This is a genomic window from Ralstonia sp. Ralssp135, from assembly GCF_047304345.1.
Classification (GTDB): domain Bacteria; phylum Pseudomonadota; class Gammaproteobacteria; order Burkholderiales; family Burkholderiaceae; genus Ralstonia; species Ralstonia chuxiongensis.
This window is the reverse complement of sequence record NZ_JBGLYZ010000001.1, coordinates 368,536-395,532: the sequence shown is the minus strand read 5'-3', so window position 1 is coordinate 395,532 and position 26,997 is coordinate 368,536. Positions and strand designations below refer to the sequence as shown.

The 26,997-nt window shown below is 63.7% G+C and carries 22 protein-coding genes; 7 read left to right on the top strand and 15 right to left on the bottom strand.

Features of this window, described 5'->3' with window-relative positions:
- Positions 1-223: 223 nt before the first annotated feature.
- Positions 224-1,591: a FimV family protein gene (locus ACCD03_RS01765; protein ID WP_413410643.1), complete on the top strand. Its 1,368-nt coding sequence runs from the start codon at positions 224-226 to the stop codon at positions 1,589-1,591.
- Positions 1,592-2,002: 411 nt separating this feature from the next.
- Complete coding sequence (locus tag ACCD03_RS01760; protein ID WP_413410642.1) at positions 2,003-3,364, top strand: NHL repeat-containing protein; 1,362 nt, start codon at positions 2,003-2,005, stop codon at positions 3,362-3,364.
- Between the two features lie 122 nt (positions 3,365-3,486).
- Here ACCD03_RS01760 and ACCD03_RS01755 read toward each other — a convergent pair whose 3' ends face one another.
- Both ACCD03_RS01755 and ACCD03_RS01750 read right to left on the bottom strand, forming a co-directional pair.
- Positions 3,487-3,702 (bottom strand): hypothetical protein, encoded by a 216-nt coding sequence (locus ACCD03_RS01755; RefSeq protein ID WP_413410641.1) that lies wholly within the window; start codon positions 3,700-3,702, stop codon positions 3,487-3,489.
- A gap of 633 nt (positions 3,703-4,335) precedes the next feature.
- On the bottom strand, positions 4,336-8,292 hold the full coding sequence (locus ACCD03_RS01750) for a hypothetical protein (protein WP_413410640.1): 3,957 nt from the start codon (positions 8,290-8,292) through the stop codon (positions 4,336-4,338).
- Between the two features lie 16 nt (positions 8,293-8,308).
- Between ACCD03_RS01750 and ACCD03_RS01745 the strand changes: the two genes are divergently transcribed.
- Positions 8,309-8,605: a hypothetical protein gene (locus ACCD03_RS01745; protein ID WP_413410639.1), complete on the top strand. Its 297-nt coding sequence runs from the start codon at positions 8,309-8,311 to the stop codon at positions 8,603-8,605.
- A 202-nt stretch (positions 8,606-8,807) separates the two neighbouring features.
- On the opposite strand, the gene ACCD03_RS01740 is transcribed toward ACCD03_RS01745, so the two are convergent.
- From ACCD03_RS01740 to ACCD03_RS01730, 3 genes are read right to left on the bottom strand one after another with little or no spacing between them, the layout of a single operon-like run.
- Positions 8,808-9,074: a LysR family transcriptional regulator gene (locus ACCD03_RS01740; protein ID WP_392397901.1), complete on the bottom strand. Its 267-nt coding sequence runs from the start codon at positions 9,072-9,074 to the stop codon at positions 8,808-8,810.
- Between the two features lie 48 nt (positions 9,075-9,122).
- Positions 9,123-10,613, bottom strand: a complete 1,491-nt coding sequence (locus tag ACCD03_RS01735; RefSeq protein ID WP_413410638.1) for an aspartate/glutamate racemase family protein — start codon at positions 10,611-10,613, stop codon at positions 9,123-9,125.
- A gap of 16 nt (positions 10,614-10,629) precedes the next feature.
- Entirely contained in the window at positions 10,630-11,907 is a 1,278-nt protein-coding gene (locus ACCD03_RS01730) for a dicarboxylate/amino acid:cation symporter (RefSeq protein WP_413410637.1), read from the bottom strand.
- 434 nt (positions 11,908-12,341) lie between these two features.
- Here ACCD03_RS01730 and ACCD03_RS01725 point away from each other — a divergent pair, with 434 nt between their 5' ends.
- On the top strand, positions 12,342-13,256 hold the full coding sequence (locus ACCD03_RS01725; RefSeq protein WP_413410636.1) for an amino acid ABC transporter substrate-binding protein: 915 nt from the start codon (positions 12,342-12,344) through the stop codon (positions 13,254-13,256).
- 153 nt (positions 13,257-13,409) lie between these two features.
- Positions 13,410-15,215: a methyl-accepting chemotaxis protein gene (locus ACCD03_RS01720; RefSeq protein ID WP_413410635.1), complete on the top strand. Its 1,806-nt coding sequence runs from the start codon at positions 13,410-13,412 to the stop codon at positions 15,213-15,215.
- A gap of 182 nt (positions 15,216-15,397) precedes the next feature.
- Here the strand turns inward: ACCD03_RS01720 and ACCD03_RS01715 are convergent, their stop codons facing one another.
- The 10 genes from ACCD03_RS01715 to ACCD03_RS01670 form a co-directional block, all read right to left on the bottom strand.
- Positions 15,398-15,790 carry a RidA family protein gene (locus tag ACCD03_RS01715; protein ID WP_045205569.1) on the bottom strand — a complete coding sequence of 131 codons (393 nt, stop codon included), beginning with the start codon at positions 15,788-15,790 and terminating at the stop codon, positions 15,398-15,400.
- A 19-nt stretch (positions 15,791-15,809) separates the two neighbouring features.
- Entirely contained in the window at positions 15,810-16,235 is a 426-nt protein-coding gene (locus ACCD03_RS01710) for an acyl-CoA thioesterase (protein ID WP_253535629.1), read from the bottom strand.
- Complete coding sequence (locus tag ACCD03_RS01705) at positions 16,232-17,848, bottom strand: AMP-binding protein (RefSeq protein WP_413410634.1); 1,617 nt, start codon at positions 17,846-17,848, stop codon at positions 16,232-16,234. Before ACCD03_RS01705 ends, ACCD03_RS01710 begins: the two co-directional genes overlap by 4 nt.
- A 31-nt stretch (positions 17,849-17,879) precedes the next feature.
- Positions 17,880-19,055, bottom strand: coding sequence for an acyl-CoA dehydrogenase family protein (locus ACCD03_RS01700; protein WP_413410633.1), 1,176 nt, complete (start codon positions 19,053-19,055; stop codon positions 17,880-17,882).
- A gap of 1 nt (position 19,056) precedes the next feature.
- Positions 19,057-19,908 (bottom strand): enoyl-CoA hydratase family protein, encoded by an 852-nt coding sequence (locus tag ACCD03_RS01695; protein ID WP_316675397.1) that lies wholly within the window; start codon positions 19,906-19,908, stop codon positions 19,057-19,059.
- Complete coding sequence (locus tag ACCD03_RS01690; RefSeq protein ID WP_316675399.1) at positions 19,905-20,510, bottom strand: MarR family transcriptional regulator; 606 nt, start codon at positions 20,508-20,510, stop codon at positions 19,905-19,907. Before ACCD03_RS01690 ends, ACCD03_RS01695 begins: the two co-directional genes overlap by 4 nt.
- On the bottom strand, positions 20,507-21,289 hold the full coding sequence (locus ACCD03_RS01685) for an SDR family NAD(P)-dependent oxidoreductase (protein WP_413410632.1): 783 nt from the start codon (positions 21,287-21,289) through the stop codon (positions 20,507-20,509). The genes ACCD03_RS01690 and ACCD03_RS01685 overlap by 4 nt, the downstream gene beginning before the upstream one ends.
- Position 21,290: 1 nt before the next feature.
- Positions 21,291-23,654 (bottom strand): bifunctional salicylyl-CoA 5-hydroxylase/oxidoreductase, encoded by a 2,364-nt coding sequence (locus tag ACCD03_RS01680; RefSeq protein ID WP_413410631.1) that lies wholly within the window; start codon positions 23,652-23,654, stop codon positions 21,291-21,293.
- Between the two features lie 136 nt (positions 23,655-23,790).
- Positions 23,791-24,606: a dienelactone hydrolase family protein gene (locus ACCD03_RS01675; RefSeq protein WP_413410630.1), complete on the bottom strand. Its 816-nt coding sequence runs from the start codon at positions 24,604-24,606 to the stop codon at positions 23,791-23,793.
- A gap of 27 nt (positions 24,607-24,633) precedes the next feature.
- Positions 24,634-25,086, bottom strand: coding sequence for a tautomerase family protein (locus ACCD03_RS01670; RefSeq protein ID WP_413410629.1), 453 nt, complete (start codon positions 25,084-25,086; stop codon positions 24,634-24,636).
- 97 nt (positions 25,087-25,183) lie between these two features.
- Here ACCD03_RS01670 and ACCD03_RS01665 point away from each other — a divergent pair, with 97 nt between their 5' ends.
- Both ACCD03_RS01665 and ACCD03_RS01660 read left to right on the top strand, forming a co-directional pair.
- Positions 25,184-26,155, top strand: a complete 972-nt coding sequence (locus ACCD03_RS01665; protein ID WP_413410628.1) for a GlxA family transcriptional regulator — start codon at positions 25,184-25,186, stop codon at positions 26,153-26,155.
- Positions 26,156-26,265: 110 nt separating this feature from the next.
- Positions 26,266-26,958, top strand: a complete 693-nt coding sequence (locus ACCD03_RS01660) for a DUF2076 domain-containing protein (protein ID WP_413410627.1) — start codon at positions 26,266-26,268, stop codon at positions 26,956-26,958.
- Positions 26,959-26,997: the final 39 nt, after the last annotated feature.

The window sequence follows — 26,997 nt, the reverse complement described above, 5'->3', positions numbered from 1 at the left end:
GCACGACGCTCGAACTCTGAATTTTTCTCAACTGCCCCGTCGTCCATGGCGGTCCGCAGACGAAACGCTCTATCCTTTCCGGCCACCCCCCAAACCAATAAATCGGGTGTCAGTAATACAAAGGGGAGCATTCAAAATGAAAAAGCGATTTCGTGGAGGAATTGCGCATGGGCCTGGCCGTCGGTCGCTAGCTGCAGGAGCGGCTGCCGCCCTTTGGGCCTTCATGCCGGCTGCGCACGCACTAGAGCTGGGCGTGCTACATCTGCATTCGAACATTGGCCAGCCGCTTGAGGCTGAAATCGACTTGACGGGATTGCAGCCGCACGACGCACAAGCGCTGGTGCTACAGCCCGGCAACCGTGAAAGCTACCTCGCCGCCGGCGTGCCTTACGGCGCAAGCGCGACTTCGCTGCATACGGCATTGGTACATCGGCAAGACGGCAGCTATGTCGTTCGCGTGTACTCGACCGTTCCGCAGGCGGACGCCATTGCGGATATCGTCGTGCGCCTTGCGGGGCCAGGTGGAAACTCGCTGGCGACCTATACGGTGTTGCTCAGTCCGCCGGGCGCGGCAAGCGCCCCCACCACGTTCCTGCAGACGCAACGCAAATCGGCGCCCGCTTCGGGAGTGTCGCCGCCCAGCAGTGCGCAGGCACACCGCCCGCAGACGCAAGCAGTGGCAGTCGCATCTGCTCCCGCCGCCAACGCGGCGGAGGGCGCGCATCCATCGGCTGCCGCCACCGCGCCGCCTGCAGGTGAAGACGACAGGCACACCGAAGCCGCCTATACCGTCAAAGCGGGCGACAACCTCTCGCAGATCGCGTTCGGCACCCTGCAGAATCGGGCGGACGTGTCTGTCGGACAAGCCGCGCTGGCGCTTTACCGGAGCAATCCGCACGCCTTCATTACCGGCAACATCAACCGCCTGCGCGTCGGCGCCACGCTACGTGTGCCAACGGCAGAGGAAGCAACTGCGGTGGCGAAAGTTGAGGCCGAACGTCAGCTCCGCTTGCTGACGCAGGCTGCTGCTACCGACCACACACCGCCTATGCCCGACGCCGTCGCCGGCAGTCGGCCACCTTCGGTGCCAGCCAATGCGTCTGACAAAGACACGCTGCGCCTTTCCGCTACGGGCATGCGGGAGCGGGCAAACGTGGAGCAACTCAACGAGGAGTTGGTCGCGGCCAGGCAGGCGATCCATGAACTCGAATCGCGCCTTGCGCAAGTTGAGCAGAATCTGGCCGATATGCGGCGGCTCGCAGCCTTGAAGAATGCGTCGCCACAGCCTGCCGCAGCAACGGCGACGGCACTGTCCAAGGAGACGGGCGATGCACCAGATGGCGGTCTTGCAAGCCGCAGTCCGGTTACCCCCGATGACTCGGCACCCTGGAAGCGTGCCCACATCATCGGCCCAGCCCTTGGAGTCTTCCTGGCTTTGCTGATAGCCGCCTTGATGTTCTACCGAATGCGCATCCGCAAGGTTCAATCTGCGCTGGCCGCGATCTACACCCAACTCCACGATAACGGCGATCCACTAACCGAGCGCGGCCCGCGCGCCCGACGCAATAGCGAGGCTGTGTCACCACGATAGAGCGCAGAGGCGTGGAATTTGGGGGGCAAGAAGAAGAGCGCACGGGGAGCCCGCCGCATCACGCGCGGCGCCGCACGTGCACGATCGTATGCATGAAGCGCCATCGCATTGGACGCCCAGGCAGTAAAAACCCGCACGCAAACGTTTCTTTTTAAGAACGCTGCTACAGATGGTCCGATCCGCGTCGATCTAGAACGAGCCCTTACATTTCCAGCGAAGCGTCAAAGCGGAGTGCGCGCAAATGGTCAATCGTTTGCGTCACATTGCCGAGTCTGGCGTCATATCAGAGATGGTCTATCCGGCGGCGCAAAAGGCACATGCCGCGCCCCCGATCGCTGGGGTCGATGGCCCAATCCAACCTGATCGACGTTTGCCCAGTACCTAGCCATGCCCTCCGCGTGCCCTCCGTTTGTGAAAGCCATCCCGATTTGCCTGATCCTGACCGCATGCGGCGGCGGCGGCGACGCGGCCACCACGCCACCCCCCAGTGCAACGCAGCCGGGTGCGCCAATTGGAGCACCGGTCGGGCCGGTGGCGCCGGCCACTTACACCATTGCGGGAACGGTCGCGGGCTTGCTCGATTACGGCAGCCTCACTTTGCTTAACAACGGTGCAGATCCGATCGTCCAAGCTGCCGACGGCGGTTTCAACTTTTCCGTTTCCGTAGCGGCAGGTGGCGCCTACGCTGTCTCCGTCAACGCCGAACCGCTTTGGCAGTCCTGCTCCGTTGCAAATGGCAGCGGACTGGCCAACGGTAATGTCAGTAACGTGAGCGTGAACTGCGCAGTCGCACAGTCGATGGTGTCCACCATCGCCGGTTCGACCACTGCGGGGTATGCAAACGGCACGGGTTCGGCGGCGTCGTTCCGACAGCCGAGCGGTATTGCGCGAGACGCCTCAGGCAACCTTTATGTGGCCGATTTCGGCAACCACGTCATCCGCAAAATCGCTCCGGGCGGCGTCGTCACGACCCTGGCAGGCACAGGAAGCCCGGGCCACGTCGATGGCATGGCGGGCAGTGCCAAGTTCGAGACTCCGGTCGGCATTGCGGTGGCCGCCAGCGGCAACATCTATGTGGCGGAGTTCTACGGCAACGATATTCGAAAGATCACGCCAGGCGGCATCGTGACGACGCTCGCCGGTTCGGCAACTGCGGGCAGCGCCGACGGCATCGGCGCGAGCGCTTCGTTCAACAACCCGCTGGGCATCGCGGTGGATGCCAACGAAAACGTCTACGTGGCGGATTACAGCAACAACATGATCCGCAAAATCACGCCAACCGGCGTGGTGACCACACTGGCCGGCACAACAACACCCGGCAGCGACAATGGCGCGGCTGCGCTCGCCACCTTCAACGGTCCAGCGGGAATCGCGCTCTCTCCGTCGGGCACGCTGTATGTGACGGAGTGGTTCAACAGCGATATCCGGCAGATCTCATCGTCAAGTGTTGTCTCGACACTGGCGGGCTCCGGCGCGACCGGCAGTGATGACGGAGTGGGTACCGCGGCAACGTTCTCGCTGCCGGTGGGCATCGCGATCGGTGCCAACGGCGTGCTTTATGTCGCCGACGACGGCAACAACTTGATCCGCATGGTGACCCCGGCGGGTGTGGTTGCCACCCTGGCGGGCTCCATCAACGCGGGCAGCGCCGACGGGCCGGGGAGCACCGCGATGTTCAATCAACCATCCGGGATCGCGGTCGACACAAACGGAAACCTGTACGTCGCCGACCAGGCAAACAACATGGTCCGCTACGTCGCCCCCACCCCATAGGGAAGCTCGGCGTACCGCTGCGCACGCCCGCGGCGACTTGGAAACGCGTCACGCCCGGCGTGGCCACGCTGGGCGTGCTGAACCGCTCTTGAGACAAAGGATGTCTCTGGCGGGCGCCTCACTCACTGCACGCCAACACCACCGTACGACAGGTACTGACCGAACAGGCGCGCGAACTGCCTGCCATCGGTGTTGATCGACGTCGAGTACGTGCCGCCACCGCTAACGACGCTGGCGAACGTATGCATCGCGCCGTGTTCCCACGGGTTGCGCAGCATGTAGTCAACGTGGTTGTCACGATAGTGTCCGGACGTGCCACCAGAGGATCGGCAGATCATTGCCCAGCGCATCGCTCCGTCATTCAATTACCCATAAAAGACGCAAGCAGAATTAACATCAACACCTTGAAATAAAGTTGATGTTTCAGATAAACATTCTCAGAATGTATGCCAACCACCATGGCGGGGCTACCATCGCTTGGCGCGCATGAACGGCGGGTGATGTTAATTGAAGTTTTTTTGAATGAGGCAAATCGATACGAAAGTATTGATTAGTATTTTTTTCCAATAAATCAGTTCACCTCGATTGCTGCGGCAATATTCCGAGGGGGGCGTACGTTCTTCGCGTGGTTGACGTGGCGCTGAAGGCCAGAGCGTTTGGGGCCGCCCCATCAGAAGAAAGAAAGCCCCAGGCAGCTTGTAACCGCCCGGGGCTTCTTGACCGCTCTTCACGGAGGCACGTGAATCATGGCTATCGACAATTTTATCGGAGCATTGCCTGCGAACGAACGTTGATGAGATTAATTGAACAATGGGCGCATCGCCATCATTAGGCATTCATCATTCAATTCGCCAAGCGATTGAATAGCGCGATCGTGATGTTGAATTACCGTTAACCGGACAAGAAGAGCGCATACCAAGGCCAGTTCAATACGGAAGACGCCCAGCGGCATTCGGTGTGTTCTTCTCCAGTCAGGTGGATGATGTCTCGGATGCCCGTGGCTTGACGGTCGAAGTCGTCGCTGCAGTTGCTTCCGGCAACGTCACCGCCTGTTGGTGGCTTGATCCGGAGCCTGTGCTGACTGGCTGCTCCTGCACACGCGGCCCGACGGATTGCGGCTTAGGCTTGCGCTGCCCAAACAGCTTGCTGGACAGACTGCCGGACTTCTTGGGAGCGGAAGCAATGCCGGCCTTCGCATCCATTTGCTGTTTCAAGCGCTCCAGATGGACGCGCGTGTCGTCGGGCCGCGAGCGCGGCGGCGACATGGCCAACATGTCGGCAAGCGACGGTGATCGCTGCCCGCGCGACGGAACGGCTACCGGTTCGCGGTCGGGCTCTTCGTGCGCCGGTTCGATCTCCGAACGCGCGCCTTGCACGCTCTGATACAGCGGGATGTCCGATGACCCGTGGCGCTGCAGCGGGCGAGGTGATACAGGCGCGCCGGCTGCAGCCTGAGTCACCGCCGAAGGCTCCGGTGCGTTCTGATTTTCCTTCAACTGCGCTTCATACTCTTTAAGCAGCTTGGCGTCGATCGTATCGAACACGATCTGCCGCTCGACCCTGAGCCCGGTGTTCTGCGTCAGGCGCAACCCCGCGTTGACGTTGAAGCCGTCGGCCTTGCTGTATTTTTCATAAGCACGCAAACCGATCGGCATCCACGAGTTGGGGGCGTTGATGGTCTTGGTGTATGACGCGGCAAGCTGCTCGTGCAGTTTTGTCTCGCTTTGCGGCGTCACCAGCGAAAGCTGCTGCAGATGGTTCAGCGCTTTCGCGGCGTCCGCGGTGAGGGCGCGCCGCACAAAGAAGGCGTTGTATGGGCTGTCCAGCAGACGCGCGGTATCGAGATTGTCATTGACGGCCTTGAGCCCCTTCGCCAGGCCGCCATCCGGATCGTTCCGGTGCGGATAGGCGAAGAACTTCACCCACTCCTGCTTGGTCGCTTCAACATACCGGGCGTAGTCGTGGAAGCTGTCGAATTCGAAATCGGCCACAGACTTTGTCGGCAGCACATTGTCCCGATCGATCGCCAGGCGCAGCTTTACGTTCGTGCCGCGCTCTTTGACCACCGCGCCACCACCGAACAGATCGGCCGACGTGTTGCCGATCGTGCCCGTCACCGCCGACGTAGTGAGCCCAAGATTGATCTTGTGCCGGCTCAGCTTCTGCTCGCGCAGGTTGGCAATCCGGTATGTGCCGGTGGCGTCGAGCTGCTTGAATGTCGACAGCCATTGCTTCTCGAACGAGTAGCCGAGGCTTGTGCCGAGGGCGCCTGTCTCCTGCCTGCTCGCGCGGTGTTGGCTGGGGTTCAGCAGCTTGGTGACAGATACGCCGATCCCCACCGACATCTCGCTGCGGTGCGCGCGCGTCTTCTGGTTGATCCAGCTGATCGAAAGATCCTTCTCGGCGTAGAACTCGCTGGCAAAGGCGTGGAAAAGCGCATCGGCATCGGGCATGCCTGCGGGCGAGCGGCGCCGCGCATCCGCGGCCGAGAACATGAAGTCGGTCACGCGTGAGAACAGCGCGCGGACTTCCGCATCTTTGGCCGCCGTCCGGCGCGGGATGCGGACCATGATGCCGGTGGCATCCGTGCGCTCGTGCTCGTACGGATTCACATCAACGTTGGCGCCAGTGCGGCAGCATTTGAACAGCTTGGCGCCAAAGAAGCACCCCGCGCCGATGCGCCCACGATGGCGCTTTTCCGTGCCGATAAACAGCTCAGCGGCGTGCACAGGGTAGGACATGGAGACCGCCGCTTCTCGCCCTTTCTCATAGCGCAGATCGACACGGGCATTGCCGGCAACCGGAACGCCGAGCAGCCGCTTCTTCGCTTTGACGAGCGCCTTGGTAATGCCCTTGGTACTGAACCCGCCGGTGGTGCCGCGGCTGAACCGGACCGTGTTGCCACCGGGAATCGTCTTCAGGTAGTCCACCAACATGGCTCGCACGCTCTGCTGCGATCGGTCAGGGGGGGAAAGTGGCGGTGCTGTGGCAATTTTCCGGGCGGCTTCCATTGCCTTTTGGAATGGCTCGGCCTGCTCGACATTGAGGAAGTTTGCAAGCGCATGCAGATCTTCAAAGCCAAGACGGACATTGCCAAGATGCTGCCGGACGTTTGCAATCGCCTGTTCAAGGGCTTCCGGAGAGCCCGATGTCACCTTGTGTGCAGCGTCTTCCGTGAACTTGCGAATACGCTGCTCGACGTCTTCCGGCAATGCTGCGGGCGAGAGTTCGCGGCCCAGCACGAGTTGATGACCCTGGCGGGCGGCCTTGTGCTCGGGCATCCAGTCTTCAAGTGCGACGCGCAGGGCGATCCACTGGCAATGGGTGTCGCTCAACGCATTGGGACGATGGGAAGCCCCTTCTCCGGCTTCAGTCGCTGCGGGTGGGGAGCTACCGCAAAGGTGCTCCATCTCAACAGCGACGGCCTGCACCACCTCGTCGACTGCCGGTTTCGCGAGCTCAGCTATCAACGCTTTCTGCTCATTCGCCAAGACCGCGCGATCGCCCTGCGCCATGCCATTGCGCGCGGCGGAGAGCGGCGATTTGTGGTTGCTTGGCAATGTCGCGCGCCGGTCGTCGTCCATCCGATCGACCCACGCAAGTGACTTGAATAAGCGAGCCTTGAACTGGCTCAATTCGGAACCCGGTGCATCGTCGGTGAAGCCGTTGCGCCACGCGACCAGATCACTCTTTTCAGCGGCGCTCAAGGTTGCCGGACCGACACCGTGGATGAGCTTTGCGCTTGCATCGCTCACGCGCTGGGCGAAGTTCGTCGCGCTCGACACGGCCTCGTGTGGAGCGAGCCGCGCTGCAATCAGCGCCTCCGGGGTGGGCTGGGCCTTCAGCGCCGTGGCAATCACAGCGCCGGCCTGCAGATGGACACGCAGATTGCCCTGATCAGTTGCGTCAAGATTACGGTTGCCCGTGGCCGCGAGCATGGCCTCGAAATTGCCAGTGGTCGCGGCATGCTGTAAAGCGCCCCACGCAACGGCCCGCCCCGCTTCGGCGTGCTTGAGCTGCTGGTCGTGTGCGTGCAGGTGCGCGGGCGTCGAAACAAACGCGATCATCGCCTCCTGCGCGTCGCGGATTTTTTCTGCGGTGTGCTCCGAAACCACGCTCGCACCCTTTTGCCCGTGCGCAGGCGGTTGCGAGCCGATTTCATCGGCCACCGCTTCGAGCGTGGCCAGGCATGCGGCAGCCGCCTCGGCGTTGCGCGCGTCGAACTGCGCGTGGCTGTCGCGCACACCCGGCCAATCGGCGAGGGCCTGCGGCGCATGTCGTGCCGCCCCGCGCATGGCGATGGGGAAATCGCGCACCGTCTGGATGAAGGCCTGCAGCGCCTTGACATCGATTGCGTGGGATGGTGCCGACGACGACTCACCACCCGAACCGGCGCCCGTGGTGCACCGGTTTGCCATCAAGGCCTCGCGCGTCTGCTCCAGCGCGCCCCGCAGGGCAAGGATATGAGAGTCGCGCGATGTCTCGGAATGCGTTTTCGCGTTACCGATTTCGGCACCCAGGTCCGCATGCTTCAGATAAGAAAAGACGTCGCCATTGAGCGTTGTGGCGTTGCCCGGATCGAGACGCTCCTTGGCCGACACGAGCGCCAGCGATACCGCCATGGCAACGGCGGGCGAATGCGCCGAGGCCATCTCCTGCACCCCCGCAACGAATGCCTCCGGTTCGCTGCTGACCTTCGCAGCCAGCGCTTGCCCTTGCGCAGACTCCCAGTAGGCAATGACATCATCGACGTGTTCCAGCGCCTGAGCCGGTTTCGGCTGGCCACTGTGGAGACTGGCGCTGGCATTGGTGACCGCTGAAATCTGGGTGCGCAGCCCGGTCATTGCCTGATTGAGCGCCTGCTCCGTTCTGCGTGCCGAACCAGAAGGACTACCGGGTTGCGGCGCGTCACCGCGCGCGGCGGCCATCCGCGCCGCAGATTGCTTGACGTGCGCGAAATCACGCAACGTGGTCGGTCTGCCGGTCCGCGAGTGCGCGCTGAACGGCGTGTTCCAATCGAGTCGACTCGCGCCGTCCTTCGTTACGCAACTGAATGTGCTCTTGACTTGCGCACGCAATGCCTTGCCTACCCGCTTCAATACGCCGACGTTGGCCGGCGGTGTGCCCGGCAGCGTGGGCGGCGCAGGCGGTGCCTTCTTCAAGCCGGCAAGTTCGCCACGTCGGCGAGACGCCTGTCTGGAAGGCGTGGATTGCGTAGTCGTCTCGCCAGTGGCCGCTTGAGACGACGAAGGATGGGCGACAGCGGCACCGGACGAGATGCTGGGCAGTTTGGGTGGCATGGTCAGCAGGGCGCGTTGAACCAGGTTGGAACGCGTTCAAGTCTGCTTGCACCAAGGTGAGGCCGGCGTGCACCGTCCGAATGCGTGGCATCTAAAGCGAAGCTTGTCGAGCCATCGAGGTTGGACGAGCAACCCAGCGGTATTCAGTCTCCGTTTGAATGCTTCGATCTGAAATCACGCTGCACCACTGACAGCATCGTCAGGATGCATCGGGCATGTATGCACAGTTCGTGACCAGCCGCTGTCATCTGGATTGGCTGCACGTCACGATTCACCAACGGAACGCTCGCCCACTTCTCCAACGACTGTATTTGCCTGGACAGGGCCGGTTGTGAAAGACAGCGCTTGCGTGCGGCGTGGGAAAAGCTTCGTGTTCCCTCAAGCGCAATAAGTGCCTCCAGCCATTTCATTTGCATCGTCGAAACAAACTGCGCCAGTGATGATCAGGGAATGGGGTCTCAAGCAGAAACGGAAACGCATTCCGACGGCGTCTCACTGGCCAAAGCCAGCTTCTCGGGCTGGGCCAGGCCCACACAATGTCGCGCCAGCACGGCGGTGGGATCCACCAGCACAACGGATTTGCCGTTGGCCAGCGCAAACGCCGTCGTTTCTCCGTAGATGAGCGGCAGTTCGGTGCAGCCCAGGATGATCACCTTGGCGCCGGCCAGTGCAAGGTGCTCGATCGCCTCACGCAACACCTCGCGACATGCGCCGTCGACATAGCCGGCTTTCACACCATGCTCGCCGTAGATTGCGGACATGACGCGTTCCTGGAACGGTTCCGAGGGCGTCATCAACGTGATACCGGCTGCCGTGGCAGCCTCGTGATAGACGCCGCTTGCGATCGTGCCGGAGGTTGCCAGCAATCCCACCGGCCGCACGGTGCCGTACTGCGAACGGATAAACGCGATCGTTTCTGTCAGCATGTTCACGATCGGGATCGCCAAGTAAGGCTGAATGTCCTGGACGAACGCGTGTGCCGTATTGCATGGGATAGCGATTGCGCTGGCGCCCTCAGATTCGAGCCGCTTGCACGTCGCGTAGAGGCTGACTGTCGGGTCAGCCTCCTGATGCAGCAAGTGTGCGGTGCGGTCTGGAATCTGAGGGTTCTGCTCCACGACCATCTTGATGTGGTCTTGGTCTCGGCTCGCTGGCGTGCTGCGTACAACTTTGTCCATGAAATCAACCGTGGCTGCCGGGCCGACACCGCCGACGATACCCAGCTTGAATACACGGCGTGGCCCCGATGCAGTGAATGACACCGCGTGCTCGGCATAGATGGCGTTGCCGTCCAGCACTGGGTAGCCGCGGCGCTGCAGCACCTGGCAAACCAGCGACAGCTCAGTCACCCCCGGAAGGATCCACTCCACGCCCTGTCGCTGCAGGCTTTCGCACGCATGCGCCAGGTGCTCGACGGCGTGACCTTCCAGCTTGCCTGCCTTGACACCGTCCTCGCCGTAGATGGCGTTCATGACGAAGGCTTGGTCGAGGCCGCCGGGATAGACGATGTCGTAGCGATCTGCAAAGTACCGCTCGAACAAGCCGGATCGCCGCACAAAATCCGACGCGACCACACCCAGCACGGCGCCTTTGGTGGCGATGCGGTCCACGTGCCGCCGCAACGCCGCCATCATGTCGACAATGGGTACAGTCAGCTCGCTCTGCAGTTCCTCGCGAAAGGTGTGGCTGGCGAAGCATGGCAGCAGGATGGAGTTCACTTCTCGCTGCGCAAGCGACTGGCACATCTGGAACACATACAGCTTGCGTGCCGTCATGCTGCACGTCACATTCAGCGGTGCACGTACATCCCGAAATGGATGCTGCTCGAATAGGAAGTGGAAGGCATCCTGCTCCGCCAGCACGGGCTCGCTACGTACCAGTTTGAAGAACAGATCGGCGCCGGCCAGCGAACCGAGCCCACCAATCACGCCAAATGTGTGCTGTTTCATGGTTGTCCCCCAACCGTCACACCGAAGGCGTGGCCGAGGTTGCGCCGCTGCTCTCCAGCTCGCTCGGCTGCTCCGCCTGTTCGTACTTCGCCACCACGGCGGTGGCCAGGCTGTTGCCGATCACGTTGGTGGCCGTGCGGCCCATGTCGAAGAACTGGTCGATGCCGATGATCAGCAGCAGACCCGCTTCCGGCAGATGGAACATCGGCAGCGTGGCCGCCACCACCACCAGCGAGGCACGCGCCACGCCGGCCATGCCCTTGCTCGTCAGCATCAGCACCAACAGCAGCGTCAGTTGCTGGGTGAAGCTCATCTGAATATTGTAGGCCTGCGCGATGAACAGCACCGCGAACGCCTGGTACATCATCGAGCCGTCCAGGTTGAACGAATACCCCAGCGGCAGCACAAAGCTGGAGATGCGCTTGGGCACACCAAAGCGGTCCAGCGCCTCGATCGTCTTCGGATAGGCGGATTCGCTGCTTGCCGTGGCAAACGCCAGCATCGTCGGCTCGCGAATCAGCCCCAGCAAGCGGCCCAGCGAACGGCCCAGCAGCATGTAGCCGACAAAGAACAGGATCGCCCACAGCAGCGCCAGGCCCAGGTAAAACTCGCCGATCAGCTTGCCGTAGGTCCACAGCACGCCCACGCCTTCCACGGTGATGGCGGCGGCCATGGCGGCAAACACGCCCAGCGGCGCAAAGCGCATCACATAGTCGGTAATGCGGAACATCAGCTTGGTCAGCTCTTCCAGGCCACGGCCGATCACGCTGTCCATCGGGTTCTTCATGGTCGACAGCGCAGCGCCGAAGAACAGCGAGAACACCAGAATCTGCAGGATCTCGTTGGTGGCCATGGCCTCCACAATGCTGCGCGGGAACACGTGCGTGATGAAGGCCTTGAGCGTGAAGTCGCCGGTCTTCAAGGCTGCCGTGGCAGTAGCTTCTGGCAGCGGCAGGTTCATGTACACGCCCGGCTGGAAGAAGTTGACGAGCAGCATGCCCAGCGCCAGCGACGTGGCCGATGCACACACGAACCACAGCATTGCACGCAGACCCACGCGACCGACCGAGCGACCGCCGCTCATGCTTGCCAGGCCCGTCACCAGGGTTGAGAACACCAGCGGCGCGATGATCATCTTGATCATGCGCAGGAAGATGTCGGTGATGATGCCGAAGTACGAAGCGATGTCCTTGGCCGCCGCAGCGTCCTTGGCGTATTCGTGGCAGCCCCACCCGACGGCAACGCCTAGCAGCATTGCCAGACTGATATGGGTGGTCAAGCGTTTGGTATTCATGTTTCCCCCTTTTTGTGCACGGCCGGTCGCTCCGGCTCAGTGCGCTGTCTCTGTGGCTTTCTTCTCGTAAGTCGCCATCCCGATGCTGCCCATGTTAGGCAAACAGGGCCCACTGGTTATGAGGATGTGGACTGGGCCGATGCGCATTCGGAATACTTTTCGCGCTGATGCGATCCATCATCTAGGGCATGCAGGAAGCGATATCGGATGGTTGCTCAGCCGGCCACGACCCTAATGAGCAACGCTCGGAAAAATGTAGCTGAGCTAGGCAATCCGGAGCGGGACAGAAAACAGATGACGTCCGTCTAAGGGCGCTCAGAGCACAATTTTCGGCACCCAAAACACATCATGCCGAAGTTGCGCTGTCGCATTCGTCGGAGTCTTGCTGGCGACATGGCAAAGGCAACCGACTCTTTTGGGGGAGGAAACTAGCTATGCCACTGTTGTTCTCACGGGCGCGACCAATCGCAGCGCCAATCGTCGTTTTGCTGTCTATCTTTGCGCCGGGCCTCGCTCTGGCCTCTTCCACGCCGGTCCTTGACCGCATCCGCGATACGGGCACCATCCGCCTCGCATACCGCGAGAGCTCCGTGCCGTTCTCGTTCTACGACACCGACAAAAAGCCCGTCGGCTATGCCATGGACCTCTGTCTGCGCGTGGTCGACAAACTGCGCACCGACCTCAAGCGGCCGGACCTGAAGGTGCAGTACGTGATGGTGACGCCCTCCTCTCGCATCCCGACCATTGCCGAGGGCAAGGCCGATCTCGAATGCGGCTCGACCACCAACACACGTGAACGACGCGAGAAAGTGGCGTTCACCATCCCGCATTACATCGCGGGCAGCCGGATGATCGTGAAAACATCGTCGGGCATCCTGAAGTGGGACGATCTGCGCGGCAAGACTGCGGTGTCCACCAAAGGCACCACTAACATCACCGAACTGCGCAAGGTGAACGATGCACGCGTGCTGGGCATGAAGATTCTCGAAGCGAAAGACCATGCCGAAGCCTTTGCCATGGTTGAGAGCGGCAAGGCCGATGCCTTTGCAATGGACGACGTGCTGCTTTACGGGTTTCGCGCCAACGCCAGGAACCCGGGCGAGTACGCCGTCGTCGGAGACATGCTGACGGTCGAGCCCTACGCAATCATGCTCTGCAAAGACGACGCTGAGTTCAAGCACCTGGTTGATCGCGCGATGACCAACATCATCCTCGACTACGACGCCGAGAAGCTCTACAGAAAGTGGTTCCTGCAACCGATTCCGCCCAACGGGGTGAGGCTGGACATCCCGATGAACTTCCTGCTGCGCGACTCGTTCAAGTATCCGAGCGACAAGACCGCCGATTGAGTGCTGAATCGAACACTTCCCATGGCCCCCCTTTGGTGCTACCGATGCATTCTTTGCATAGCGCTAAAGCCGGGGGGGCCTTGGATCGATTAGCGTGTAACCAGCCGGGCCTCTCTGCCGGCGGCACCTCACCGATACTTCAAGAGGCTGTTCATGTTTGCTTCCATTCGAACGAAGATTCAACTGGCGTGTGTGACCATCGTGGTCTGCGCGCTGGTTCTGGCGGGCGGTCTCAACTATCTGGTCGCACAGGCTCACAATGAACAGGCCATCCAATCGAATCTGCAATCTGTCGCAAACGGACACGCAACGGGTATCGACGACTGGATTGCCAGCAAGCTGCAACTGATCGTCGCGCTTCAGGATGCGGCGCTGTCAGACGATCCGGTTCCCATGTTCCAGACCGTAGCCAAGGCGGGTGGACTGATCAAGGTGTATGTCGGTTATCCCGACAAGTCGTACAAGTTCTCGAACCCCGAAGGCATTCCGCCGACGTATGACCCGACCGCGCGCCCCTGGTACAAGCAGGCCGTGGAGGCCGGCAAGCCTGTGGTGACGCCGCCGTACGTGAGCGCGAGCACGGGCAAGCTGGTGGTGACATTTGCCGTGCCCGTCATACAGGGCGGTAGTCTCAAGGGCGTGATCGGCGGCGATGTGGCGATGGACAGCGTGATCGCCAACGTGAAGGCCATTCACCCGACGCCGGCCAGCTTCGGCTTTCTCGTCAACGCGGCCGGCAAGATCGTCGCGCACCCGAATGACAAGCTCACGCTCAAGCCCGCAACCGATCTGTCGGCAGGGCTGAACGAAGCCACGCTGGCATCGCTGGTGCAGGCGGAGAAGCCGGTGGAAGTGTCAGTGGATGGCGCATCCAAACTGCTCTACCGCCAAGGCGTAAAAGGCACCGACTGGGGCCTGGTAGTGGCGCTGGACAAGTCCGATGCCACGGCCGGCATGCGCTCGCTGGTGATGACGTCGATTGGCGCGCTGGTGGGCGTAGCCATCGTTGCAGCGCTTATCGTGGGTGCGATGACCTCGCGCGCATTCCGTCGCCTGTCGATGATCCGCGATGCCATGGACGACATCGGCTCGGGCAGCGGTGACCTCACCAAGCGTCTGCCGTCGGATGGCGAAGACGAAGTCGCGCAGATCGCCCGCTCGTTCAATACGTTTGCCGACAAGCTGACGGCGGTGATGCAGCAGATCCGCCTGGGCAGCGACTCGGTGCGCTCTGCCGCGCAGGAAATTGCTGCCGGCAATGCAGATCTCTCGCAGCGCACGGAAGAGCAGGCCAGCTCACTGGAAGAAACCGCATCGAGCATGGAAGAACTCACGAGCATCGTGAAGCAGAACGCCGATAACGCGCGTCAGGCCAGCCAGCTTGCCGTGACGGCGTCTGACGTTGCCACGCGCGGCGGCAACGTGGTCGGCCAAGTGGTGCAAACCATGGGCGGCATCAACGAGAGCAGCAAGAAGATCGCCGACATCATCGGCGTGATCGAAAGCATTGCCTTCCAGACCAACATCCTGGCGCTGAACGCTGCGGTGGAAGCCGCGCGTGCTGGTGAGCAAGGCCGGGGCTTTGCGGTGGTGGCCAGCGAAGTGCGCAGCCTGGCGCAGCGCTCGGCGGGTGCGGCGAAGGAGATCAAGGCGCTGATTCACGACTCGGTGGATCGTGTGAGCAACGGCACGGCGCTGGTGGATCAGGCCGGTGTGACGATGGCGGAGATCGTCGATGCGGTGAAGCGCGTGACCGACATCATGGGCGAGATTTCGTCGGCGTCGGAAGAGCAGAGCAGCGGCATCGAGCAGGTCAACCAGGCCGTCAATCAGATGGACCAGGTGACGCAGCAGAACGCCGCACTGGTCGAGCAGGCGGCGGCCGCTGCGGAGTCGCTGGAGGAACAGGCCCATAGCCTCAACGAAGCGGTAGGAATGTTCCGACTCTCACGTCAATGAGCAGCGGGTGCCGCGTACTGCATGTTGATCGGTGCGGCGTCGGTATTCGCGGTCGGGCTCGATTCCAAGTGCCGGTTCGATATGGCCAAGAAGGCTGACCGCAATTTCCCAAATTGCTTCAAACAGATTCCACCTTGCTCGGAAGGATCGCGCTTTGGCGGCGTCGTATTTTAGGAATACGACTAGTCCGGCACCACCGCCGTCACCTCAATCTCCACCTTGGCCCGGTCCTCGACCAGCGCCGCCACCTCCACCGCCGTCATCGCAATGCTGAAGCTGCCGATCAGCTCTCGGAACGCCTTGCCGATCTCTGGGTAGGCCTCCACGTAAGCCTTCTTGTCGGTCACGTACCAGGTCATGCGCACGATGTGTTCGGGCTTGGCATCGCCTGCCGCAAGTACCTCGACGATGTTCTGCAGTGCCTGGCGGACCTGGCCGGCCAAATCATCCGTGTGGAACACGCCCTGCGCGTCCCAGCCGATCATGCCGGCCACGAACACCATGCGCCCGCGCGCGGATACACCGTTGGCATAGCCCTTGGGGCGCGGCCAGTTAGGGGGGAGGAGTACTTCCATGATGCGATTCCTTCTAGTTCTATCGGGACTGTTGAACGCTCGCCTCGATCGCCTGCCGCACATCGGGCGGCATCGGCATCGCGCGATGCGTATTGAGATCGGTAAACACCAGTACCTGTTGGGAGCGCACGCGCTGTTCGTCGCCCGCCCAGCAATCCAGGTCCAACGTGAGCGACGCATTGCCGAGCCGCTCCAGCTTCAGCTTGAACTGCACGTCGTCGCCCATGCGGCTGATGGCGCTGAACTCGCAATGCAGCTTGACGATGGGCAGGCCGATGCGGCGCGGGCCCAGCATCTGCGCATACGAAACGCCAAGTCCATCGGTAAACCAGTCTTCGACCAGGCCGTTGAACAGCACGAGGTACTGCGGAAAGTAAACGATGCCGGCTGGGTCGCAATGCGCGAAGCGGATGCGCGCGGCGCGCTCGAAGTGGTAGCTGCTCATGATTTATCGTGCTCGCGCAGGCGATAGCGCAGCAGCTTGCCGACTTCACTGCGCGGCAGGTTCGTGCGGAACTCGATGGCGCGCGGGTACTTGTACGGCGCGACGGTCTGCTTCACAAAGTCCTGCAGCGTCTTGACCATCTCCGGCCCCGCCGTGTGACCCGGATGCAATACAACGAAGGCCTTGACGATCTGCCCGCGCTCTTCGTCGGGCTCGCCGATCACGCCGCACTCGGCCACGGCCGGATGCTGCATCAGCGCGTCTTCCACTTCGGGCGCGGCAATGTTGTAACCCGACGAGATGATCATGTCGTCGGTGCGCGAGTGGTAATGAAAGTAGCCTTCCTCGTCCATCACGTAGGCATCCCCCGTGAGGTTCCAGCCGTTGCGCACGTAGGCACGCTGGCGGTCATCGGCCAGGTAGCGGCAACCGGTCGGGCCCTGGACTGCCAGGCGGCCAACCGTGCCCGGCGGCACGAGGTTGCCGGCGTCGTCCACCACCTGTGCGACATATCCGGGGACAGCCTTGCCGGTGGCGCCGGGGCGCACGTCGGCATCGGCAGCGGAGATGAAGATATGCAGCATCTCGGTCGCGCCAATGCCATCGATCAGCTCGATGCCGGTGGCGTTCTTCCACAGCGTGCGTGTGGCAACCGGCAGCGCCTCGCCCGCTGACACACAGCGGCGCAGCGGCGTGGCACGCAGCTCGTCTCCGCGCGCCGCGATGTTGCGGTACGTGGTCGGGGCCGTGAACAGCACCGTCGCGCCAAACGTGCGGATGCCATCGACCAGATCGTTTGGCGACGCCTTCTCCAGCAGCACCGTCGATGCGCCCACGCTCATCGGAAACAGCAGCAGGCCGCCGAGCCCGAACGTAAACGCCATCGGCGGGCTGCCAATGAAGATGTCGTCCGCGCGCGGCTGCAACACATGCGGCGGCCAGCACGCGCAAATGGCGAGGATGTCCCGATGAAAATGCATCGTCGCTTTCGGCACGCCCGTCGTGCCTGACGTGAAGGCGAGCAAGCAGGTGTCATCTGCCGCCGTATCCACGTTGGTGAAGGCGGCCGGCTGGCGGGCCATGGCAGCCTCCAACCCTTCCGGCGTGTCATCGTGAAAACACAGCATCTGCACCGGCTTGGCGGCTTGCGCCACGGCATCGCGCAACTCGTCGACGAGCCGCGCATCGCACAGCGCGAAGCCGATCTCAGCCTTGCCCAGGATCTGCCCAAGCTCTTTGGCGCGCAGCAACGGCATGGTCGTCACCGCAATCGCGCCCACCTTCATCACGGCAAACCAGCAGGCGGCGAGCATCGGGCTATTGGGCGAGCGCAGCAGCACGCGGTTGCCCGGCACCACGCCCATTTCATTGACCAACACATTGGCGATGCGGTTGGCGTGCGCCTGCAGGTCGGCATACGTCCAGCGAATGCCGGGCGCCTGGATGCAGAGGCGGCCGCCCTCGCCTGCGGCAACACGGCGGTCGAGCAGTTCGGTTGCGCAGTTGAGCTGCGGCGGAAACTGCAGCGCCGGCAGGTCGAAGCGGTACACCGGTTGCAGCTCCGCCGGCGGCAGCCGGTCGCGGGCGAAGGTGTCGATATGGGCGCTGGGCATGGCGAGCTCTCCGTCTCTGGCGTGGGCGTGTTCAGGGCTTGGCGGGCGCCGCCGTGCGCAGCAGTTCGCGCGCGATGATGAGTTGCTGCACTTCAGTCGCGCCTTCGTAGATCCGCAGCGAGCGGATCTCGCGATACAGGCGCTCCACCGGCTGCTCGCTCACCACGCCCAGGCCGCCCCACATCTGCACGGCGGCGTCGATCACCTGCTGCGCGTTTTCGGTGGCGGTCAACTTGGCCATGGCGGCCTCGCGCGTCACGTTGCGGCCCTGGTCGCGCTGCCACGCGGCGCGGTAGGTCAGCAGCGCCGCGCTGTCGATGGCGGTCGCCATCTGCGCGAGCTTGGCCTGCGTGAGCTGGAAATCCGCCAGCACGCCGCTGAACATCTTGCGGGTGGTGGCGCGCGCCAGCGCTTCGTCCAGCGCACGGCGCGCAAAGCCCAGCGCCGCTGCAGCCACCGACGTGCGGAACACATCCAGCGTGCGCATTGCCACCTTGAAGCCCTCGCCTGCCGCGCCCACGCGCTGGCTGGCCGGAATGCGGCAATTGGTAAAGCGCAGGCGCGCGAGCGGGTGCGGTGCGATCACGTTGATGCGCTCTGCAATCTCAAAGCCGGGTGTACCGGCCTCGACGATGAACGCACTGATGCCGCGCGAACCCGGCGCCTCGCCGGTGCGGGCAAACACGACGTAGAAGTCGGCGATGCCGCCGTTGGAAATCCACGTCTTCTCGCCGTCGAGCACGTAATCCGTGCCGTCCTCACGCGCGGCGCAAGCCATGGCCGCGACATCGGAGCCGGCATCAGGTTCGGACAGGGCAAACGCAGAGATAGCCTCACCACGCGCCACCTTCGTCAGATAGCGCTCGCGCTGCTCGGGCGTGCCGTGCAACGAGATGGCGCCCGAGCCCAGCCCCTGCATCGCAAAGGCAAAGTCGGCCAGGCCGGAATGGCGTGCCAGCGTCTCGCGGATCAGGCAGATGGCGCGCGTGTCGATGGTCTCGCCAGCGCCGCCGTGCGCGGTGCCGCCCACGGCGTGGCGCAGCCAGCCCGCTTGCCCGAGCGATTTGACCAGCGCGCGGCATTCGGCATCCACATCGGGGCCGTGGTCGTGCGGGATGTGCTTCGTGGCCCAGGCGTCGAGTTCGGCTTCGAGCTGGCGGTGTTTGTCGTCAAAGAAGGGCCACTGCAAATAGTCCTTGTCGCTCATCTCAGTTGCCCTCGAATACCGGTTTTTGCTTGGCGACGAACGCGTGATAGGCGCGCGAGAAGTCTTCGGTCAGCATGCAGATGGCCTGCGCCTGGGCTTCGGCCTCGATCGCCTGCTCGATCGTCATCGTCCATTCCTGATGCAGCATCGTCTTGGTGATGCCGTTGGCGAAGGTCGGCCCAGCGGCCAAGTCAGCGGCCAAGGCTTGCGCTTGGCTCCGCACCTCGGCCGGCTCACACAGGCGGTTGAAGAAGCCCCAGCGCTCGCCCTCTTCACCGCTCATCGAACGGCCGGTATAGAGCAACTCGCTCGCGCGGCCCTGACCGATGATGCGCGGCAGGATCGCGCAGGCGCCCATGTCACAGCCGGCCAGGCCAACGCGGTTGAAGAGGAACGCCGTCTTGCTGCGCGCGGTGCCCAGACGCAGGTCGGAAGCCATCGCCAGAATGGCGCCCGCGCCCGCGCACACGCCGTCAATTGCGGCGACGATCGGCTGCGGGCACGCGCGCATCGCCTTCACCAGCTCGCCCGTCATGCGCGTGAACATCAGCAGCTCGGGCGCCTTCAGTTGCACCAGCGGCCCGATGATCTCGTGCACGTCACCGCCGGAGCAGAAGTTGTCGCCCGCACCGGCCAGCACGATGGCCTTGACGTCATCTGCCCACTTGAGCTGATGAAACAGGTCGCGCAGCTCGGCATACGAATCGAACGTGAGCGGGTTCTTGCGCTCGGGCCGGTTGAGCGTGATGGTGGCAACACCGCCCTCCACGCTCCACAGGAAATGCTTGGCTTGATAACCCGCCAGCGGGCGGCGGTTGCCGGCCAGCAGGGCCGGGTCAATGCGGTCGGTCATGGTTTGGTCGGGTTCGTTTGAAGTTGTTCGTCGCGCGCGTCCAGCTCGGTCTCACGCTGTGCAAGGTGCACGCGCAGGTGGCCGAGCTGCGCATATAGCGCGTCTTTGTTGGCAACGCCAAGGCCATCGAACATCTCGATCAGCCAGCGTTCATGCTCGGCAGCCATCTCGGCAAAGTGGCGGCGGCCGGCATCAGTCAGCAGCACGCGAAAGGACCGGCGATCATCCGGATCCGCCTCGCGTTTGACAAGCCCTTCCTTCTCCAACTGGTCGGTCAGGCCGGTGACGTTGCCGCCCGTCACCATCAGGTAGCGCGACAGCACGTTCATGCGCAGGCCGTCCGGATGCCGGTCAAGCTGCGCCAGATAGTCGAAGCGCGGCAGCGTGGTGTTGAAGCGCGTGCGCAAGCGCTGGCGGATCTGCTGCTCGATCTGCGTGCTGCAGGCCAGCAGGCGCAGCCAGATCTTCACGTCCATGTGGTCGTCTACATGCGCGCGCGCTTCCAGGCCGATATGTTCGTCGCCCAGCGCCTGCACGACGGCGTAGTGGCCAGAGGCGCGCGTGGCGAGTGCGGTTTTGCGCCGGGTGCGTTCGGTGCTCACATCACCTCCCCGCCAGACACCGAGATGGCCTGCCCCGTGATGGAAGACGCGCCGTCCGAGCACAGCCACACCACGGCGTTCGCCACTTCATCGGGCGTGATCAGCCGGCCTTGCGGGTTGCCCTTCACCAGCTCGGCCAACGCTTCTTCTGCGCTGCGACCGGTGCGGGCGACGATGCGGTCGATGCTCTCGCGCACGATGTCGGTTTCCGTATAGCCCGGGCACACTGCGTTGACGGTGACGCCGCGCGCCGCCATCTCCAGCGCCAGCGAGCGTGTGAGGCCGATCACGCCATGCTTGGCCGCCACATACGCCGACACATACGCATAACCGCGCTGCCCCGCCGTGCTGGCAATGTTGACGATGCGGCCGCGGCCCGACGCCTGCACATCGGCCAGCGCCGCCTGCGTGCACAGGAACGTGCCCGTCAGGTTGACGGCCAGCATGCGCTGCCATTGAGCAAGCGTGGTCTTCGCAAACGGTGCGCTCTCCGCCTGTCCCGCGTTGTTGACGAGGATGGAGATGGGGCCAAGCCCCGAGCGTGCGGATTCGAACGCCGATGACACACTCGCCTCGTCGGTCACGTCGCACGTAACGACCTGTGCGCGGGCGCTGTCGGGCAACGTCCTGGCGGTGGCTTCCAGCACGTCGGCATTGCGGCCCATCAGCGTGAGCGTGGCGCCATGCGCGGCCAGTTGTGTGGCAATCGCAGCGCCAATCCCGCGCCCTGCGCCGGTAACAACGGCGTGGTGTCCAGCGAGCATCGCAGGCATCGTCATCTCAGACCCCCTGCATGCGGTTGGCCTGCTCCAGCGGTGACAACCCTGCCGCCTGCGCCGCCATGGCGCGCTCGCGCTCCAGGTTGCGCTCCAGCTGCAGCTTGCCGGCGCGATATTGCTTGGGCCACGGCATGTCGAGATAGCCAATGCGGGCGGCTTCGTTCAGCGTCCAGGCCGGGTTGGCCAGATGCGGACGCGCCACGGCGCACAGGTCGGCACGGCCGGCCGCAATGATGCTGTTGACGTGGTCCGCCTCAGAGATGGCGCCCACGGCGATGGTGGCGATGCCCGCCTCGTTGCGCACGCGGTCGGCAAACGGCGTCTGAAACATGCGGCCGTACACCGGCTGTTCCTTCTTGCTGACCTGGCCCGACGAGCAATCGATCATGTCCGCGCCAGCGGCCTTGAAGATGCGCGCGATCTCGACCGCATCGTCCGGCGTGATGCCGCCTTCCACCCAGTCGTGCGCGGAAATGCGCACCGACATCGGCTTGTTGCTCGGCCACACCTCACGCACCGCGTGGAAAACTTCCAACGGAAAGCGCAGCCGGTTCTCCAGCAAGCCGCCATATTCGTCGTTGCGCTGGTTCGTCAGCGGCGAGATGAACGACGACAGCAGATAGCCGTGCGCGCAGTGCAGCTCCAGCCAATCGAACCCGGCTTCTCCCGCCAGCCGCGCCGAATGGACAAAGTCGTCACGCACGCGATCCATGTCGTCGCGCGTCATGGCGTGCGACCACTGGCTTACGCCATCCAGATACTGCTGTGGCGATGCGGAGATCAGCGGCCAGTTCTGCCCGTCTTCCAGCGGCAGGTCGATGCCCTCCCACGCCACACGCGTGGAGCCCTTGGCACCGGCATGGCCGAGCTGAATCCCCAGCTTCGCATCGCTGTTGGCATGCACGAACTGCACGATGCGCGCCCAGCCGTCACGGTGTTCGGTGTTCCACAAACCCGGGCAGCCGGGGGTGATGCGCGCATCGGGCGATACGCACGTCATTTCGGCCATCACCAGGCCGGCACCGCCCATGGCGCGGGCGCCCAGGTGTACAAGGTGGTAGTCCGCCGGTTGGCCGTCTTCGCACGAGTACTGCGCCATGGGCGACACCACCACGCGGTTCTTGAGCGTGACGCCACGCACCGTGAACGGCGTGAACATCGGCGGCACCGGGCCGTGCTGCGGGCCGCGTGGGGCGCCTGCCTGCTCGGCAATCCAGTCTTCGAACGATTCGAGATAGCGCTTGTCGCGCTGGCGCAGGTTTTCGTGGCTGATGCGCTGGCTGCGCGTGAGCAACGAATACGCAAACTGCTCGGTCGGCAGGTTGGCGTAGCGGTCTACGTTTTCAAACCACTCGGTCGAGTTGCGCGCCGCGTTCTGGATGCGCAGCACTTCCACGCTGCGCACCGCCTCGTAGTGCTCAAGCGCGGCACGCAAATCGCCGGGGTGCTGGCCGATGCTGCGCGCCAGTTCAATCGAATCTTCCAGCGCCAGCTTGGTCCCGGAGCCAATCGAGAAGTGCGCCGTGTGGGCGGCGTCGCCCATCAGCACTACGGGCGTGTTGTGTGCATTGGTATGCACCCAGTGCCGGCAAACCACGCGCGGAAACCGAATCCACTGCGCAGAGCCCCGCAGGTGCGTGGCGTTGGAAATCAGCTTGTTGCCGTCGAGGTACTTGGCGAAGAGCCGCTCGCAATAGGCGATGGCCTCTTCCTTATCCATGGTCTCCAGCCCAGCGGCACGCCACACCTCTTCGGGCGCCTCGACAATGAAGGTGGAGGTTTCGTCATCAAAGCGGTACGCATGCGCCTGGAACCAGCCGTGCTCGGTTTCTTCAAACGCAAAGGTGAAGGCCTCGAACAGCTTGTGCGTGCCAAGCCAGACAAAGCGGCAGCGTCGTGTGTCGATATCGGGTTGATACGTGGCGGCGTACTTGGTGCGGATGCGGCTGTTCAGGCCGTCGCTGGCAATGATGAGGTCGGCATCGGCATAGGCGGTGTCATCTTGCACGTCGGTTTCAAAGACGAGCTTGACGCCCTCTTCCTCGCAGCGCGCCTGCAGGATGTTCAGCAGGCGCTTGCGCCCGATGCCGCAGAAGCCGTGGCCGCCCGAGCGCACGACCTGCCCGCGGATATGGACTTCAATGTCGTCCCAATGGTTGAAGGCGTCGAGGATCTGCGCGGCACTTTTGGCGTCGGCGCGCTGCAGGTTGCCCAGCGTCTGGTCAGAGAAGACCACGCCCCAGCCGAACGTGTCATACGGGCGGTTGCGCTCCACCACCGTGATGTCGTGCGACGGGTCCTGCAACTTCATCAGCAGGGCAAAGTACAGGCCAGCCGGCCCACCACCAATACAGACAATCTTCATGACAACGGCTCCGCGTTCGATGCGGTATTACCTTAGTCATGAATAGTTTAGTTGTAAAGTAATTTGCTCAACCGGCACCCCTGGGTTTACACCGAACCGGGCGGCGCCAAGCTCACACCCGCATGTGAGTCCCCACTCAGCTCAGGCGGTGGCGGAAGAACGCGAGGATCTCGTCGCGGGCCGCGAGCGTGGGCTCCCCGGCTGCGTCGATCAGGTGGGCGGTCACCACGCTGTGCGGACAAGGCACATGCTGGGCAAAGAACGACGGCGGGTTCGGGTGCGCGGCGCTGTCGGGCAGCACACGCCCCACAAAGCGGCTGCCCAGCGCATCCGCATACGCAGCAAAGCGCTGGGCGCGGCAGAAGCGGTCACCCTCAAAACGGTAAGCCAACACGGTCAGGTCTTCCTGCTCCAGCCGCTGGCGCACGGCAGCGACGTCCTCCGGCGCGATCTCGATTCCGCCCGGCTCGTTCAACGGCAAAGACGGTTGGCACAGCACGGGCGCCAGCATGGCCGGCTCCAACATCATCGTCAGCGCAAAATTGCCTGTGAAGCACATGCCGATGGCCCCCACGCCCGGGCCACCGCACTCCGCATGGGCCAGCCGCGACAGCGCGCGCAGCCATTGCGTGACCGGGCTCGACTGGTTGGCCGCAAAGGCGCGGAACTCCGCGCTCACGCACGCATGGCGGAAGACCTCCGCGCCGGCATCCGCCTCGGGCACCGCGCCATCGCGCCCAAACAACGACGGCATGTAGACCGTCAGCCCCGCATCGCGCACCCAGCGCGCAAACCGCGCCACGTGCGGGCTGATGCCAGGCATCTCGGCCATGACGATCACGCCCGGGCCCGCGCCGGCCACGTACACGGTTTTGGTGATGCCATCTAAGGTGATCTGGCGGCGCGTGAAGTCTTCCAGGCGGTCGGCCTGCTGCGGGGGCTGGCTTGTCATGCGTGGGCTCCGGTGAGTTGGTCCGGCTCAGGCGACGAGGTGCTGCAGGTGCGCATAACCCGCCGCCCTGGCGAAATCCGGCAGCGTCCACAGCGCACCATTTACGCCCCAGGTGCCGTCGGCCACCTCATGCAGCATCACGGAGGTCACCACGCGCCGGCCATCGGCCGCCGGCAATGCCTGCGAGAAGGCCTCGTGCATTTGCTGAACGAAGCGCGCACGTGCATCGGCATCCAGCACACCCGCCGGCACGTGGGCGATGGCCACGCACGGCAACACCTGCGTCGTCACGTCCACCCCGCCGCACCACCAGGAGGCGGCCGGTACGTCTTCCATCACCACCCAGGTTGTCGCGCGCCGGCGAGGATCATCGGGAATCTGCTCGGCCTGCGCCGCAGCCTCGGTGATGCGGCGTGCGAGCGCTGCGCGTGCGTCGCCGTCAAAGGTGTTTGCAGGAATCTTGACGAGGATGTTTGGCATGTGGGCAATCGTCGGCGTTGTTGACATGCCTGCATTGAACGCCTTGGACCGCTAGACTGGCAGTGTCGATTTCGACATCTTTCGGGCAACTTTGGTCATGGCCGATTTCACCATCCTCGTACTCTCGGGCGCCTACGCCACCAGCGTGGCGGCCACGCTGGACATCTTGCAGGCCGCGTCGACACTGGCCCCGCGCATCAAAGCCGCACGCCCCACGTGGCGCGTACTCTCAGCGGACGCACCCAGCGTGCAGTTGAGCAACGGCATGCAGGTAGAGGCCACCGCGCTGCCACAACGCCCACGCCCCGATGGCAGCACCTGGATCGTGCCCGGCCTGGGCCTGGACCATGCGGAAATGATTTCCACGCGCCTGGCGCAAGACGATGCCCAGCGGGCAGCGCGCGCCCTGGCCGCGCACGTGGCGGCGGGCGGACAGGTGGCGGCATCGTGCTCGGCGGTGTTTCTGTTGCAGGCAGCGGGGTTGCTGCCCGGGCGCTGCGTCACCACGTCTTGGTGGCTGGCCGCAACGTTGCGGCAGTGGGAACCCGCATGCACCGTCGATGCCGACCGCATGGTGTGCGCCGACGGCCCGGTCGCCACCGCGGGCGCCGCCTTTGCGCAGACCGACCTGATGCTGCATCTGCTGCGCACGCGCTTTGGCGTGGCGCTGGCCGATGCCGTGGGGCGTGTGCTGCTGATCGACGGCCGCCACGCACAGGCGCCGTTCGTGGTGCCCGCCATGCTGGCCAACGGCAACGCGCTGATTGCCCGGCTGGTGGCGCGCATTGACGCCGCCCTGCCCAACCCGCCCAGCGTGCAGACGCTGGCCGACGAGCTGGCCATGTCGCAACGCACGCTGTCGCGGCACGTGCGCGAGGCCACCGGCAGAAGCACCCTCGCCCTGGTGCAGAGCGTGCGCCTGAACCGCGCCCGCATGCTGATCGAATCCAGCCGCATGACGATCGACAGCGTGGCCGAAGCCGTAGGCTACGAAGACGCCACCGCGCTTCGGCGCCTGATGCGCAAGGTATCGGGCACCAACCCCAGCCAATACCGCCCGGCCGCCTAGGGGCCTGGGGTTACAGGCCGTTACACAAGAAGCTGCAGGACTTTAATTTTCGTTTAAGACTTGACGCCTACCTTGGTCACGTCGCACCCACCCAGACAGGAACCCACACCATGTCACCGCAAGAACAGCAAGCGCTGGAAAACTTCCTGGCCCAACTGACGCAAGCCCGCGCCGCAGCCAAGGACCCGCAGGCCGAAGCCCGCATCCTCGACGCCGTGGCGCGCCAGCCAGACGCGGCCTATCTGCTCGTGCAGCGCGCCATGCTGCTCGACCAGGCGCTCGCATCGGCGCAAGGGCAAATCGCCTCGCTGCAAAACCAGTTGCAGGCGGCGCAAGCCGGCCGCAGCGCGTCGTTCATGGATTCCGCCAACAACTGGGGCAGCCACGCCAACAGCCCAGCGCCCAACCCCGCCTACGCCCCGCAGCAGGCCGCCCCCGTGCAGATGCCGCCGCAGGCGCAGCCGGCTCCGGCGCAACCCGCGCGTTCGGGCTTCTTTAGCGGCGGCCTGGGCAGCACGCTTGGCAGCGTCGCGACCACGGCAGCTGGCGTGGCCGGCGGCGCGCTGCTGTTTCAGGGCATCGAGAACATGTTCCACCACAACAGCGGCGGTGGCGGCTTCTTCGGCCAGCAGCCGGTGATGGGCGGCACCACCGAAACCGTCATCAACAACTATTACGACAACGATAGCGGCGGTAACAGCGGCAATACCAACACGGCCTCGCGCGACGACAGCCTCGGCCTGATGGACGACAGCGACCTGGGCGGCAGTGATTATTCCGATGACGATTCGACGTTGAGCTAATCGCGCCATCCGGCGTTATGGCCGGCGGTGCCACCGCCG

Excerpts from the sequence above, each read along its gene's own strand:
- ACCD03_RS01755 (WP_413410641.1), bottom strand. The coding sequence starts at position 3,702 with ATGATCTGCCGATCCTCTGGTGGCACGTCCGGACACTATCGTGACAAC.
- ACCD03_RS01725 (WP_413410636.1), top strand. The coding sequence starts at position 12,342 with ATGCCACTGTTGTTCTCACGGGCGCGACCAATCGCAGCGCCAATCGTC.
- ACCD03_RS01660 (WP_413410627.1), top strand. The coding sequence starts at position 26,266 with ATGTCACCGCAAGAACAGCAAGCGCTGGAAAACTTCCTGGCCCAACTG.
- ACCD03_RS01740 (WP_392397901.1), bottom strand. The coding sequence starts at position 9,074 with ATGAAATGGCTGGAGGCACTTATTGCGCTTGAGGGAACACGAAGCTTT.
- ACCD03_RS01670 (WP_413410629.1), bottom strand. The coding sequence starts at position 25,086 with ATGCCAAACATCCTCGTCAAGATTCCTGCAAACACCTTTGACGGCGAC.
- ACCD03_RS01715 (WP_045205569.1), bottom strand. The coding sequence starts at position 15,790 with ATGGAAGTACTCCTCCCCCCTAACTGGCCGCGCCCCAAGGGCTATGCC.
- ACCD03_RS01665 (WP_413410628.1), top strand. The coding sequence starts at position 25,184 with ATGGCCGATTTCACCATCCTCGTACTCTCGGGCGCCTACGCCACCAGC.
- ACCD03_RS01695 (WP_316675397.1), bottom strand. The coding sequence starts at position 19,908 with ATGACCGACCGCATTGACCCGGCCCTGCTGGCCGGCAACCGCCGCCCG.
- ACCD03_RS01750 (WP_413410640.1), bottom strand. The coding sequence starts at position 8,292 with ATGGCCGCCGCGCGCGGTGACGCGCCGCAACCCGGTAGTCCTTCTGGT.
- ACCD03_RS01685 (WP_413410632.1), bottom strand. The coding sequence starts at position 21,289 with ATGACGATGCCTGCGATGCTCGCTGGACACCACGCCGTTGTTACCGGC.
- ACCD03_RS01700 (WP_413410633.1), bottom strand. The coding sequence starts at position 19,055 with ATGAGCGACAAGGACTATTTGCAGTGGCCCTTCTTTGACGACAAACAC.
- ACCD03_RS01705 (WP_413410634.1), bottom strand. The coding sequence starts at position 17,848 with ATGCCCAGCGCCCATATCGACACCTTCGCCCGCGACCGGCTGCCGCCG.
- ACCD03_RS01680 (WP_413410631.1), bottom strand. The coding sequence starts at position 23,654 with ATGAAGATTGTCTGTATTGGTGGTGGGCCGGCTGGCCTGTACTTTGCC.
- ACCD03_RS01730 (WP_413410637.1), bottom strand. The coding sequence starts at position 11,907 with ATGAATACCAAACGCTTGACCACCCATATCAGTCTGGCAATGCTGCTA.
- ACCD03_RS01710 (WP_253535629.1), bottom strand. The coding sequence starts at position 16,235 with ATGAGCAGCTACCACTTCGAGCGCGCCGCGCGCATCCGCTTCGCGCAT.
- ACCD03_RS01675 (WP_413410630.1), bottom strand. The coding sequence starts at position 24,606 with ATGACAAGCCAGCCCCCGCAGCAGGCCGACCGCCTGGAAGACTTCACG.
- ACCD03_RS01720 (WP_413410635.1), top strand. The coding sequence starts at position 13,410 with ATGTTTGCTTCCATTCGAACGAAGATTCAACTGGCGTGTGTGACCATC.
- ACCD03_RS01765 (WP_413410643.1), top strand. The coding sequence starts at position 224 with ATGCCGGCTGCGCACGCACTAGAGCTGGGCGTGCTACATCTGCATTCG.
- ACCD03_RS01735 (WP_413410638.1), bottom strand. The coding sequence starts at position 10,613 with ATGAAACAGCACACATTTGGCGTGATTGGTGGGCTCGGTTCGCTGGCC.